The sequence below is a fragment of the uncultured Sphingomonas sp. genome (assembly GCF_934560975.1).
Lineage (GTDB): Bacteria > Pseudomonadota > Alphaproteobacteria > Sphingomonadales > Sphingomonadaceae > Sphingomonas_I.
The window spans coordinates 230,231-242,185 of record NZ_CAKTFO010000002.1 but is presented as its reverse complement, the minus strand read 5'-3'; the positions used below and the strand labels follow the sequence as shown (position 1 = coordinate 242,185).

Annotated in this window: 11 protein-coding genes and 1 pseudogene; 8 read left to right on the top strand and 4 right to left on the bottom strand. The window is 68.5% G+C overall.

Going from position 1 to position 11,955, the window contains the following annotated elements; all coding sequences use genetic code 11:
• A pseudogene (locus tag Q0D93_RS03090) lies at positions 1–301 on the bottom strand (hypothetical protein); the annotation flags it as partial.
• On the bottom strand, positions 298–1,038 hold the full coding sequence (locus Q0D93_RS03085; RefSeq protein ID WP_294391212.1) for a uracil-DNA glycosylase family protein: 741 nt from the start codon (positions 1,036–1,038) through the stop codon (positions 298–300). The pseudogene Q0D93_RS03090 and the gene Q0D93_RS03085, both read right to left, overlap by 4 nt.
• 137 nt (positions 1,039–1,175) lie before the next feature.
• Here Q0D93_RS03085 and Q0D93_RS03080 point away from each other — a divergent pair, with 137 nt between their 5' ends.
• The 8 genes from Q0D93_RS03080 (at position 1,176) to Q0D93_RS03045 (ending at position 9,460) form a co-directional block, all read left to right on the top strand.
• Positions 1,176–2,813 (top strand): electron transfer flavoprotein-ubiquinone oxidoreductase, encoded by a 1,638-nt coding sequence (locus Q0D93_RS03080; protein WP_294391211.1) that lies wholly within the window; start codon positions 1,176–1,178, stop codon positions 2,811–2,813.
• A 7-nt stretch (positions 2,814–2,820) separates the two neighbouring features.
• A complete protein-coding gene (locus Q0D93_RS03075) occupies positions 2,821–4,470 on the top strand; it encodes a hypothetical protein (RefSeq protein WP_294391208.1) in 1,650 nt (549 codons plus the stop codon).
• Between the two features lie 5 nt (positions 4,471–4,475).
• On the top strand, positions 4,476–5,297 hold the full coding sequence (locus Q0D93_RS03070) for a 4-(cytidine 5'-diphospho)-2-C-methyl-D-erythritol kinase (protein ID WP_294391205.1): 822 nt from the start codon (positions 4,476–4,478) through the stop codon (positions 5,295–5,297).
• Positions 5,297–6,019 (top strand): N-formylglutamate amidohydrolase, encoded by a 723-nt coding sequence (locus Q0D93_RS03065; protein ID WP_294391202.1) that lies wholly within the window; start codon positions 5,297–5,299, stop codon positions 6,017–6,019. The genes Q0D93_RS03070 and Q0D93_RS03065 overlap by 1 nt, the downstream gene beginning before the upstream one ends.
• Positions 6,016–7,389 carry an NAD(P)H-hydrate dehydratase gene (locus Q0D93_RS03060; protein ID WP_294391197.1) on the top strand — a complete coding sequence of 458 codons (1,374 nt, stop codon included), beginning with the start codon at positions 6,016–6,018 and terminating at the stop codon, positions 7,387–7,389. The genes Q0D93_RS03065 and Q0D93_RS03060 overlap by 4 nt, the downstream gene beginning before the upstream one ends.
• On the top strand, positions 7,380–8,582 hold the full coding sequence (locus tag Q0D93_RS03055) for a class I SAM-dependent RNA methyltransferase (protein ID WP_294391194.1): 1,203 nt from the start codon (positions 7,380–7,382) through the stop codon (positions 8,580–8,582). Before Q0D93_RS03060 ends, Q0D93_RS03055 begins: the two co-directional genes overlap by 10 nt.
• Before the next feature lie 235 nt (positions 8,583–8,817).
• On the top strand, positions 8,818–9,003 hold the full coding sequence (locus tag Q0D93_RS03050; RefSeq protein WP_294391191.1) for a hypothetical protein: 186 nt from the start codon (positions 8,818–8,820) through the stop codon (positions 9,001–9,003).
• A gap of 115 nt (positions 9,004–9,118) precedes the next feature.
• Positions 9,119–9,460, top strand: a complete 342-nt coding sequence (locus Q0D93_RS03045) for a hypothetical protein (protein ID WP_294391188.1) — start codon at positions 9,119–9,121, stop codon at positions 9,458–9,460.
• Between the two features lie 76 nt (positions 9,461–9,536).
• Here the strand turns inward: Q0D93_RS03045 and Q0D93_RS03040 are convergent, their stop codons facing one another.
• Both Q0D93_RS03040 and Q0D93_RS03035 read right to left on the bottom strand, forming a co-directional pair.
• A complete protein-coding gene (locus tag Q0D93_RS03040) occupies positions 9,537–10,589 on the bottom strand; it encodes a deoxyhypusine synthase (RefSeq protein WP_294391185.1) in 1,053 nt (350 codons plus the stop codon).
• Between the two features lie 116 nt (positions 10,590–10,705).
• The gene (locus Q0D93_RS03035) at positions 10,706–11,932 is read right to left on the bottom strand and encodes a type III PLP-dependent enzyme (protein ID WP_294391180.1); all 1,227 of its coding nucleotides are present in this window, start codon (positions 11,930–11,932) and stop codon (positions 10,706–10,708) included.
• Positions 11,933–11,955 lie beyond the last annotated feature (23 nt).

The following is an 11,955-nucleotide window of genomic DNA, read 5'->3' as shown; positions in this document are numbered from 1 at the left end:
TCGCGGCCCCGTCCACCGGGAGCACGCCGGCGGCATAGAGCCTGGCCCGCGCCACATCTGCCAGCGGGCCGGCGGGCGCGGTGGCAAGTGCCGCCTGCGCCACATCCCACTGCCGGTTGCGGATCGCGGCGAACAGCTGCTGGAACGCCATCCGCTCCGTGGGGGTGAGTTGCGACGCGAAGCCCGCCGACGACAGGTTGGGCGCGGGCTGGAGAGGCACGGGCCGGGCCGGCGCAAGTTGCGCGAGCGTGGGGGCGGCGAGCAGGGACGCCGCGAGGGCGAGAGAGAGGGTCGTCTTCATAATGCCATGAACCGCTGGAGGTCCGCCCACGTCTGTTGCCGATAGTCCGGCCTAGCGTGGACGATGCGGGGATGAAAGGTGGCGACCGCCGGAACCGTGCCGTCCGCCAGTGCGATCTGGTGCACGGCATCGCGCGTCTGGAGCAGGGGCTTGCCCGTCAGCGCCCGCACCGGCGCGTCGCCCAGCAGCAGCAGCCGGCGCGGTTTGGCGAGCATCAGGTGATGGCGCAGCAAATCGGCAAGCCGGTGCGCGTCCGCCTCGGCGATGCGGCCGCCGGCGGGACGGGCGGGGGCGAAAGGCAGCATGTAGATGCGGTCGCGGCCGAGATTCATCGCACCCAGCATGCGATCGAACAGGGCACCGACATCGCCCGACATCAGGGTGCCCGCCGCGCGATCCTCCGCCTCCGGCATGTCGACCACCACCACCGAGCCGTGGGCGCTATCCCCCAACGCATCGATCCGCGCGGCGGGAGAGCCGGGCAGTCCGGCGTCGGTCAGCAGCCAGGCGCGCAAACCCGCCAGGTCGTTGGGAAGGGCCGGAGCCGCGGCGGGCGCGAGGATCGCGGGTGGGGCTTCCGTCAGCGCGGCGGCGGTGTCGGGCGCGGTGGCGATGCCGCGCACGCTGGCCGCGTCAGGTGCGGGCGCCAGCCAGTTGCGCGTGCCGTCGTCGACCAGCACGTCAACGCCGGCCTCCACCCACCAATCCAGCGCGCTGTGTGCGACGCGATCCAACATTCCGCCAAATCCCCGTTGCCAGCCCTGATGTTTAGAGGAGTGGTTGACGCCGGGGTCAATCTACGGGCAGCGGGTTTTTGACAAGACGTTCGGGCGGTAGGACGACCGGACCGATGCGGGCGTGGTTTGGAGTGATTGTGTCAGAACGCGAGTCGATGGACTATGATGTCGTGATCGTGGGCGCGGGGCCGGCCGGCCTCAGCGCGGCGATCCGGCTGAAACAGCTTTCGCCCGATGCGTCGGTGTGCGTGCTGGAAAAGGGATCGGAGGTGGGCGCGCACATCCTGTCGGGTGCGGTGATCGACCCTATCGCGCTCGACGAACTGATCCCGGACTGGCGGAATCAGGCCTGCCCCCTGACCGTGCCGGTGACCGAGAACCACCATTGGTTCCTGACGGAAAAGGGCCGCACGTCCATCCCGCACCTGCTGATGCCGAAGTTCATGAGCAATGCGGGCACCTATACGGGTTCGCTCGGCAATCTCTGCCGTTGGCTGGCGGGCAAGGCCGAGGAACTGGGAGTCGAAATCTTTCCGGGCTTTGCCGCGGCCGAGTTGCTGTTCAGCGACGACGGATCGGTGCGCGGGGTGGCGACCGGCGATATGGGCGTGGCGCGCGACGGCACCCACCGCCCGGATTACCAGCCCGGCATGGAATTGCACGCGCGCTACACCCTGTTCGCGGAGGGCGCGCGCGGCGGCCTGACCAAGGAGGTCAAGCGGATCTTCGACCTGGAAGCGGGTGGGAGGATCCAGGTATACGGCCTTGGAATAAAGGAGCTTTGGGAGATCGATCCGGCCAGGCATGTGCCGGGCAAGGTGGTGCATACGCAAGGCTGGCCGCTGGGCAGCGAGGTGGGCGGCGGCTTCGTCTATCACCAGGCGGACAATCAGGTCGCGATCGGCTTCGTGGTCGGTCTGGGCTATGGCAATCCCTATCTGTCGCCGTTCCACGAGTTTCAGCGGTGGAAGCAGCATCCGGCGATCCGCCCCCTGCTGGAAGGCGGACGGCGGCTGAGTTATGGCGCGCGGGTCATCAACGAAGGCGGGTGGCAGGCGGTGCCGCGCTTGGCGTTTCCGGGCGGCGCACTGATCGGCTGTTCGGCCGGGTTCGTGAACGTGCCGCGGATAAAGGGCACGCATACCGCGATGAAATCCGGCATCCTGGCGGCCGAGGCAGCTGTGGCGGCACTGGCGGACGGGCGCGGCGGCGACACGCTGGACAGCTACCAGCCGGCGGTGGACGCGAGCTGGATCGCGGACGAGCTTAAGCTGGTGCGCAATGCCGAGCCGGCGGTCGCCAGGTTCGGGCCGGTGGCGGGCACGTTCTGGGCGTGGGCGGACATGGTGATGCGGGGCGCCGGGATCGGTCTGCCCTACACCTTCCGCCACCATCGCGACAGCAGCACGCTGTGGCGCAAGGACATGGCCAGACCGATCGACTATCCCAAGCCGGACGGCGTCGTCAGCTTCGACCGGCTGTCGTCGGTGTTCCTGTCCAACGTCCATCATGAGGAGGATCAGCCGATCCACCTGACGTTGAAGGATGCCGAAGTGCCGATCGACGTCAACCTGGCGCTGTATGACAGCCCCGAGCAGCGTTACTGCCCGGCCGGCGTTTATGAGATCGTGGGGGCGGATACGGGCGCGCCCCGGCTCCAGATAAACGCGCAGAATTGCGTCCATTGCAAGACGTGCGACATCAAGGATCCGACGCAGAACATCAACTGGGTGGTGCCGGAAGGTGGCGGCGGTCCCAATTATCCGAACATGTGAGGTGCGGGTGCGGCATCATTTCCTGCTGATCGCGCTGGCGGTGCCGGGCATGGCCGGAGCCGCCGTGCCGGCTGTGTCCGATCAGGCTTTGTACTTGCGCGCGCGGTCGGCGGAGGCGGCGGGCGACGCCGCGCGGGCGAGCGCGGACCTGGCCGCTCTGCTGGCGCGCAATCCGGGCGACGCAAAGCTGGCGCAGCGGGCATTGCGGCAGGCGATCGTCGCAGGCGACATCGGGCTTGCGCTGAAAACCGCACGCCAGCTGGATCAGGCCGGCGTGCTGCCGCCCGATGGGCGCCTGCTGATCGTGATTGAGGCGTTCCGCGCGCGCGACTGGGCGGGGGTGAATGCCGCCGCCGACCGGCTTGAGACCGAGCGGGTTTTTGGCTTCCTGGCGCCGTTCGTGCGGGCGTGGAGCGCGCGGGCGCAGGAACAAGGCGATCCGCTCGGCTGGCTGGAAAAGGCGCGGACGGCGCCGGTCGCGCGCGCTTACCATGCGGAGCAGCGCGCCTTGATGCTGGTGGCGATGGGCAAGCCGGCGGAGGCTCTGGCGTCGCTGCAACCCCCCGCCGGTCCGGGCATCACGGGCCTGAGCGGGCCGGGGCGGATGCGGCTGGCCGATGCGCTGGCCGGCAGCGCCGCGCGCGAGGAGGCATTGGCGTTGCTGAAGGGCGACGACCCCGCTTATGACGCCGCGCGGGCGACCATCGCCGGCGGTGGCAGGCTGCCCCAGGCGCGCGATCCGGCGGCGACCGGGCTGGCATTGCTGCTGGGACGGGCCGCGACCGACTTTGCCCGCCAACATGTGGCGCCGGTCGCCTTGCTGCTGGCACGATTGGGCACTTACCTTGCACCGGACAATGGCGCGGGCTGGCTGGTGACGGCGGAGTTGCTGAGCGGGCTCGACCGGCCGGGCGGCGCACTGGCGGCGCTGGACAGGATCGCGCCCGCCGATCCCGTCGCTGCCCTGGGCGCGTCCCTGCGCGTGGCGGTGCTGGCCACGGAGGGCGACCAGGCGCAAGCCTTGCAGGTCGCGCGTGCGCTGGCGGAGCGCAACGGCAGCCCGCTGGCCTGGTCGCGCGTCGGTGATGTGGAATTGTCGCGTGACCGGCCGCGCGAGGCGGCGGATGCCTATGCCCGGGCGCTGGATGCCGTCCGGCAGGCCCACGCGCCGGCGGTCACGGTGTGGCGGCTGCTGTTGCAGCGCGCGGCGGCGGAGGATGCGGTCGGAAACTGGCCGGCGGCGAAGGAGGCGCTGGCGCGGGCCTATGCGCTGGCTCCGAACGAGCCGGCGGTGCTGAACCAATATGGCTATGCGCAGATCGCCCGGGGCGAAAATGTAGCGGAGGCGAGCAAGCTGATCGAGCAGGCGAGCGCGCTCAGCCCCGACGATCCCGCGATCACGGATTCGCTGGGATGGGCGCTCTATCTGCGCGGGCGGGTGGCCGATGCCGTGCCGCTACTGGAAAAGGCCGCCGCCGGCGCGCCGGCCGAGTCGGAGATCAGCGAGCATCTGGGCGACAGTTATTGGGCGGCGGGGCGGCGGCTGGAGGCGCGCTATGCCTGGCGGGCGGCGTTGGTGACGGCGGACGACAAGGCGCGGCCACGGATTGCCGCCAAGATCGAGAATGGGCCGCAGCCCGCCGGGGTGGCGTCGTGAACGGCATGGCGGAAATCGCCTTCGCCAAGCTGAACCTGGCGCTGCATGTCCGCCGGCGCGAGGATGACGGCTATCATGCGATCGAGACCTTGTTCGCCTTTTGCGAAGATGGCGATCACCTGACCCTGGAAGAGGTGCCTGGCCTGCGCGTGGTCGGTCGGTTTGCGGATGCGCTGGGTGATCCCGCCGACAATCTGGTGCTGCGCGCGGCGCGGGCGTTTCGTGCCGCGTTCGGTGGCGCGGAATGGGGCTTCACCCTCGACAAGAAATTGCCGGTGGCCGCCGGGATCGGTGGCGGATCGGCCGATGCGGCGGCGGCCCTGCGCCTGCTGGCGCGTGTCGCCGGCGTTGCGCCGGATGACGCGCGGGTGATGGAGATCGCCACCGGGCTGGGCGCGGATGTGCCGGCCTGCCTGCTGTCACGGCCGGTGCGGGGCGAGGCGCGTGGCGACACGCTGCAACCGCTGGAGGGTGTGCCGGCCGGCGCCGCCGTGCTGCTGGTCAATCCGTTGGTGCCGCTGTCGACGGCGGCGGTGTTCCGGGCGTGGGACGGGGTCGACCGGGGTCCGCTGGGTGACGGGGATGCGATCCAGGCCGCCTTGTCGGGCCGCAACGACCTGGAGGCGCCGGCGCTGCGGCTGTGTCCCGATGTGGGCGCGGTTCTGGCGCGCCTGGCGGCGCTGGCCGGCGTGCGCCTGACGCGGATGTCGGGTTCGGGTGCGACCTGCTTCACGCTGTTGGAAGATGACGCGGCGCGCGACGATGCGGCTGCGGCTGTAACGGACGCCTATCCGGGCTGGTGGATCCTGCCGACGAGGTTACGGTGATGACGTCCTGGATCGACATGGACGGCGCGCCTTCGTCCGCCATGCTGCTGGTCGGCGACCATGCCTCCAACGCGGTGCCCGATGGCATCGACCTTGGCGTTCCGCCGCAGGTGATGGGCGAGCATGTGGCGATCGACATCGGCGTGGCGCCGCTGGCCGGGCGTCTCTGCGCGGCGCTCGGCTGTCCGGGCGTACTGGGCGGCGTGTCGCGGCTGGTGATCGACCTCAATCGCGAGGAGCGATCAACCGGGCTGATCCCGCTGATCAGCGACGGGTGGATCATTCCCGGCAATGCCGACCTGACCGATGCACAGCGGGAGACGCGGCTGGCATTGTGGCGCGGTTACCACGGCCATGTTGCGGAACTGATCGCAGGGCATGGACCCAGATTGTTGATTTCCCTGCATAGTTTTACGCCCCGGCTCGCCAGTGGGGGAGCGGCGCGGCCGTGGCAGATCGGCATCCTCTATAATCAGGACGAGCGTGCCGCCCGCATCGCGCTGCCGTTGCTGGAGGCGGACGGCGTGATCGTGGGCGACAATCTGCCTTATTCGGGCAAGCTGCTGAACGCTACGATGAACCGGCATGGCGAGGGGAACGGCATCGCCTATCTGGGGATTGAGGTGAGGCAGGATCTGATCGCGGACGAGGCCGGCGTGGCGCTGTGGGCGGATCGGCTGGCGCCGGCGATCGCGCGGGTGGCCGAGGAATTGTCCGCGTGACGCCGCGTCCCGTCCTCACCGCTGTCGCGATGCGCGCCGCCGAAGAGCAAGCGATGGCGCGCGGCGCAAGCGTTGATGCCCTGATGGAGCGAGCGGGCCGGGTGGTGGCGGAGGCGGCGTGGCGGCTGGCCGGGGCCGCACCGACCCTGATCTTCTGCGGGCCCGGTAACAATGGCGGCGATGGCTATGTCGCCGCTCGATTTCTTGAGGCGCGCGGCGTGCCGGTGCGGGTGATCGCGATTGCTCCGCCGGCGACGGATGCGGCCAAGGCGGCCGCGGCAGCCTGGGGTGGCGAGGCGGTGGGACCGGAGGCGTGCGGCGTCGCGACCCTGGTGATCGACGCTGTGTTCGGGACGGGCTTGAAAAGGCCCATGGATCAGTCGCTTGCCGAGCTAATCTGCCAACAGGTAAAAGCCGCGCGGTGGAGTGTGGCGGTGGATTTGCCGAGCGGGATTTCCACTGACGACGGCATGGCGCTGGGCAAGGTGTCGCAATTCGACATGACCGTGGCCCTCGGCGCGCTGAAGCCCGCGCACCTGTTGCTGCCGGGGGCGGAACGGTGCGGCCGGATCGTGGTCGGGGACATCGGGCTGGGGGCGATCGCGTCTGACCTGGTGGAGGTTGCCCGGCCGTGTTTGCCGGCCCCCCGGAGCGACGACAACAAATATAGCCGGGGCAAGGTGCTGGTGGTGGCGGGCGCCATGCCGGGGGCGTCGGCGCTGGCGGCCGGCGCGGCGCAAAGGGCCGGAGCGGGCTATGTCGAGCTTGCCGGCGTGTCGGGCGACCATGCTCCGCATGCCCTGGTGCGACGGCCTAGGGCAGCGGAGGCTTTGGACGACGCGCGCGTCGGTGCCGTGGTGATCGGTTCGGGCCTGGGGCGGGACGCGGAGGCGCGGGCCAAGCTGGATGCGGCGCTCGCCTGCGGGCGGCCGCTGGTGCTGGACGCCGATGCCCTTACGCTGATCGGCACTGAACGCCACGACCGCCTGAGGGGACATGTGCTGACGCCGCATTGGGGAGAATATGTGCGCCTGTTCGGGGATGATGGCCGGGATCGGCTGACGCAAGCGCGCGCGGCGGCGGCGGCCAGCGGTGCGATTGTGCTGCTGAAGGGCGCGGACAGCATCGTCGCGCATCCGGACGGCCGGGCGGCGATCGCGCCGCGTGCACCCGGCTGGCTGGCGAGCGCCGGGACGGGTGACGTGCTGGCGGGGATCGTTGGCGCCATGATTGCGCGCGGGCTGAATCCGTTTGCGGCCGCGCAGGCGGCCCCGTGGCTCCATGCGGAGGCGGCGCGCATCGCCGGCGCTGCCCTGATCGCGGATGATCTGATCGCCTGCCTGCCTCGCGCCGTAGCGGCATGCCTGTGAGCGAGGGGACCATCGTCCGCATCGCGGCGCGCGGCGAAGGCGTGACCGGCGACGGACGCCATGCGCCACTTGCCGCGCCCGGCGACGTGCTGATGGCGGACGGCACCGTCCAGGCCGGGCCGCACCATGCCGTGCCGCCCTGCCGGCATTTTCCGCGCTGCGGTGGATGCCAGTTGCAGCATGTCGATGACGCCGCTTATGCCGACTATCTCACGGGGCGCATCGTCGGCGCACTGGCGGGGCAGGGCCTGGCCGTTCCCGAGATGCGCCCGCCGCATCTGTCGCCGCCGCGTACCCGCCGCCGGGCGAGCCTGCGCGCCGAGCGGATCGGGCGCCGGGTCGTGATCGGCTTCAACGAGGCGCAGAGCCATCGCATCGTCGATATGCAGGAATGCCACATCCTGCGGCCGGAATTGTTCGCTCTAGTGGCACCGCTCCGCGCGCTGCTGGGCAGCATGATGAAAGACCGGCGGCAGGCGACCGTGACCATGACGCTGGCGGATCAGGGCGTAGACCTGGCGCTGGAGGGGGTGGTTGTGGAAGGGCTCGCCGCGCAGGAGGCGCTGACCGACTTTGCCGCCACGCACCGTCTGGCGCGACTGGCGATCGATGAGGGCTATGGCAGCGAGGCACGGTGGGAGCCGGAGCCGATCACGATCCGGCTCGACAGCGTGCCGGTCGGGCTGCCCCCGGGCGCCTTCCTGCAAGCGACCGAAGATGGCGAGGTTGCGTTGCGGACCGCCGCACTGGAGGCGGTCGGTGATGCGGAGACGGTGGCCGACCTGTTCGCCGGGCTGGGAACCTTTGCCCTGCCGCTGTCGGCCCGCGCCAGGGTGCTGGCGGTGGAGGGCGCGCGCGACCCGGCGCTGGCGTTGCGGGTCGCGGTGCAGCGGGGGCAGAGGCCTGTGGCAGTGGAACATCGCGACCTGTTCCGCCGTCCCTTATCGACGGACGAACTCAACCGGTTCGAGGCGATCGTGATCGATCCGCCGCGTGCCGGAGCCAAGGAGCAAGCGCCGGCGCTGGCTACCGCCGCAGCCCGGACCATCGCCTATGTTTCCTGCAATCCCGCGACCTTCGCCCGCGATGCCAAAATCCTGATCGAAGGCGGCTGGCGGATCGACTGGATCCAGCCGATCGGGCAGTTTCGATGGTCCACCCATATCGAGTTGGCCGCCCGACTGACGCGCTAGCAAGGCGTCAAGGCCTGCTCCGGCAGCCTCCTCGCCTATCTCATGTCGATGTATGGTGGATCTCCCCGTCCGGCGACCCGCTCGGCGGCGGATCGGGCGCGATCCTGTTGCCGGCGGTCCTGATCTGGGCGCTGCTGTGGCGTGATGCCGGCTGTGCTCCCCGCGGCCGTTACGCCGGCGATGGGGCGGGGAGCGGCGGGACCGTGTCCGTCCGCTATCGGGTCGGCAGCGGTGGGTGGGCGAGCGACCGCCGGGCGAGGGCATCGAGCGGCGCGCGGTGCTGGACGCCGCGACCTGGCGCATGATCGAGCGCCACTTCCGCTTCGATCCCGCGCGTGACCGGTTCCGCCATCCAATGCCGCCGCTCATCGTCGAAGACAATAGCTGGGAGATGGGGATCGATCCTGCCGAATGGCGGTAAACGGCCCAGAATGCCAACGGTTTTAGGCATCATGAACTAACTTCCAAAAAAAGTCAGAAGTGTCATCATCGTGTCATAAACAACCAAACGACTCGGAGATGACGAGATGCGGATGATGACCTTCGCAGTTCTGGCGGCGGCCTCCTTGCTTGGGTCGTCGGCGATGGCGACGACCTGGGCGAGCGACGAAGTGGCGGATCGTTATGGCGCGGCCGCGATCCAGCGCGGGGATTTCCGGATGGAACCCCGCCTGAACACGGCGTTCGAGAATGGTGACCACCGGCTGGAAGTGCTGTTGAACCTGGCCGCCATGCGCATGTACCAGCAGGAGGATGGCTCGGCCCGCCAGCTGTATGAGATGGTGCTGGCGCAGCCCAATATCGACATGACGACGCCGCATGGCACCGCGTGGAGCCATGACATCGCCAATCGCGCGCTGACCCGCCTGGGCAACTGACCCGCATACGAAAACGCCGCGGATCCATCGGACCCGCGGCGCTTCGTTCACCGTGGTTTGAAAGGGCCGAAACGGCTCAGGCGAACAGTTTCGCCCAGCGGCGCTCGGCGCGGTCCTTCCAATAGCCGCGATGATAGGCATCGGACGCCAGCAGCGGCATGACCGAACCCGCTTCCGCGAACACCATCTGCTCGATGCCGGTATTCACCTTGCCCCACGATGCCGCTTCCTGCAGCGTCGAGGAGGAGCAGGCGCCGTCGCGCACGTCGGCAACGGTGATCTGCACCGCATATTTGTGCACCGCGACGTCTTCATGGCCCAGGATCTCGGCGCAGACAACCGTATCCTGGATGAAGTTCTTGGGCACGCCGCCGCCGATCATCAGCAGGCCGGTGGTGCCGGCCGCGATCTTGATGTCGGTCAGTTCGCGGAAGTCGGCGATCGAGTCGATCGTAAGGTAGGGCCGGCCCGCCTTCATCGCATCGACCTGATGCTTCACCAGGCCGAAACCGGCCGAGCTGTCGGTAAAGGCCGGGCAGAAGATCGGCACGTCATGCTCGTAGGCGAGCTTGACGAGGCTGTTCTCCTTCTTGCCATGCTCAACCAGATACTTGCCCATCTCACGGATGAACGCGCGCGAACTGTAGGCCTTGGGCTCCAGCGTTTCCGCGATCTCGAAGATGGTATGGTCGACGTTCTGGAGGTCTTCCTCGTCGATATAGGTGTCGTAGATGCGATCGATATAGAGCGACCGCAGCGTATCATCGTCAGGAATTTCAAGCGCTTGATAGTGCTTGTGACCAAGGCCTTCGAAGAAGTCCATGTCGACGATGGTGGCACCGGTGGCGACGATGCCGTCGACCATGTTGTTGCGCACCAGCTCCGCATACAGGTCCATGCAGCCCGCGGCCGACGTAGAGCCCGCAATCACCAGAAAGACCGAGCAATCCGGGTCCTGCAGCATCTGGTTGTAGATGCCCGTCGCGCGGGCGAGGTCGCGCGAGGTGAAGCTCATCTTGCCCATCGAATCGATGATGGGACGGGCATCGAAGCTCTTGATGTCGATATGCTCGACCTTGTTGGAAAGCAGTTCTGCCTTCCGGGTGTCGTTGATCTGAGGCGTGTTCACAGGATAGCTCCCGTCTTGTCACATGGTGCCGCACGTCGTTCCGGGGACGCGGAAACCCGACCGGACGACCGGACGGGCAGTGCCGCCCGGTCGCGAAGCTTCATCGAATCGCTGCGTTACAGCTTGAAGACGTTTGCCGGCCTGACCGCCTCGTACGGCGCATCGACATAAAGGCTGGCCATCGGCTCGTCCCTCATTTCGATCCGCTCGCCGGCGGTGAAGCCGTTGAAGCCGGTTCGCATGGCGCAACCATAAGCGCCGAGCATGCCGATCTCGATATAATCGCCCACCTGCACGTCTGCGGGCAGCATGAACGGACCGGCCATGTGGTCGATGTCGTCGCAGGTTGGCCCGTAGAAGCTGAACGCCATGTCCTTGGCGTCCGACGCCTCGGCCCGCACCAGCTCGACCGGGAAGCGCCAGCCGACATGCGCCGCATCGAACAGCGCGCCATAGGCGCCGTCGTTGATGTAGAGCTGGTCGCCGCGCCGTCGCTCGACCCGAACCAGCAGGCTCGCATATTCGGCGCACAGCGCGCGGCCGGGTTCGGCCCACAATTCGGCCGAATAGCTGATCGGCAGCGCTTCGAACGCATCATGGATCGCGTCGAAATATTCCTCCAGCCGGGTCGGCTCCATGCCCGGATAGACGGACGGGAAGCCGCCGCCGACGTCGATCACGTCCACCGTCACCGCCGCCTCGACGATCGCCGCGCGGACGCGGGCGAGCGCGTTGACATAGGCCTGGGGCGACATGGTCTGGCTGCCGACATGGAAGCAGATGCCGAGCGCGTCGGCCGCCTGGCGGGCGGCGAACAGCAGCGCCTTGGTCTCGTCCGGAGCCGCCCCGAACTTGGAGGCGAGGCTGAGCTTCGCATGGTCCGACGACACGCGCAGCCGCACGCAGAGCGTGAGGTCGGTCGCGTCGTTGGTGGCGCGCATGATCTTCTCCAGCTCCTCGATCGTGTCGAGGCTGAAGGTACGCACGCCGTGGGTGAAATAGGCCTCGCGGATCGCTTCCTCGGCCTTGACCGGGTGCATGAAGCACAAGGTCGCGTCCGGCGCGGCGCGCGAAACGAGGCGAACCTCCGCGATCGAAGCGACATCGAAATGCGTGATGCCGCTGTCCCAGAGAAGATCGATCAGCTCCGGCGACGGGTTCGCCTTCACCGCATAGAGCGACCGGCCCTTGAACTTCTCCACGAAGAAGCGGGCCGCGCGCCGGGCGGCGTGCGGGCGTACGATCGTCACCGATTGAACCGGGCGTCGTTCTGCGATGTCAAGGACGGTAGCAGTCTTGACGGGGGCGGCGACTAGCCCCAGCGCGCTATGATGCTCGTGCAACTCAAGGGACCTCCAATGCCGTG

Bases quoted from the DNA above. Each gene is read 5' to 3' on its own strand.
- Q0D93_RS03085 (WP_294391212.1), bottom strand. From the start codon at position 1,038: ATGTTGGATCGCGTCGCACACAGCGCGCTGGATTGGTGGGTGGAGGCC.
- Q0D93_RS03070 (WP_294391205.1), top strand. From the start codon at position 4,476: ATGGCGGAAATCGCCTTCGCCAAGCTGAACCTGGCGCTGCATGTCCGC.
- Q0D93_RS03055 (WP_294391194.1), top strand. From the start codon at position 7,380: ATGCCTGTGAGCGAGGGGACCATCGTCCGCATCGCGGCGCGCGGCGAA.
- Q0D93_RS03065 (WP_294391202.1), top strand. From the start codon at position 5,297: ATGACGTCCTGGATCGACATGGACGGCGCGCCTTCGTCCGCCATGCTG.
- Q0D93_RS03045 (WP_294391188.1), top strand. From the start codon at position 9,119: ATGACCTTCGCAGTTCTGGCGGCGGCCTCCTTGCTTGGGTCGTCGGCG.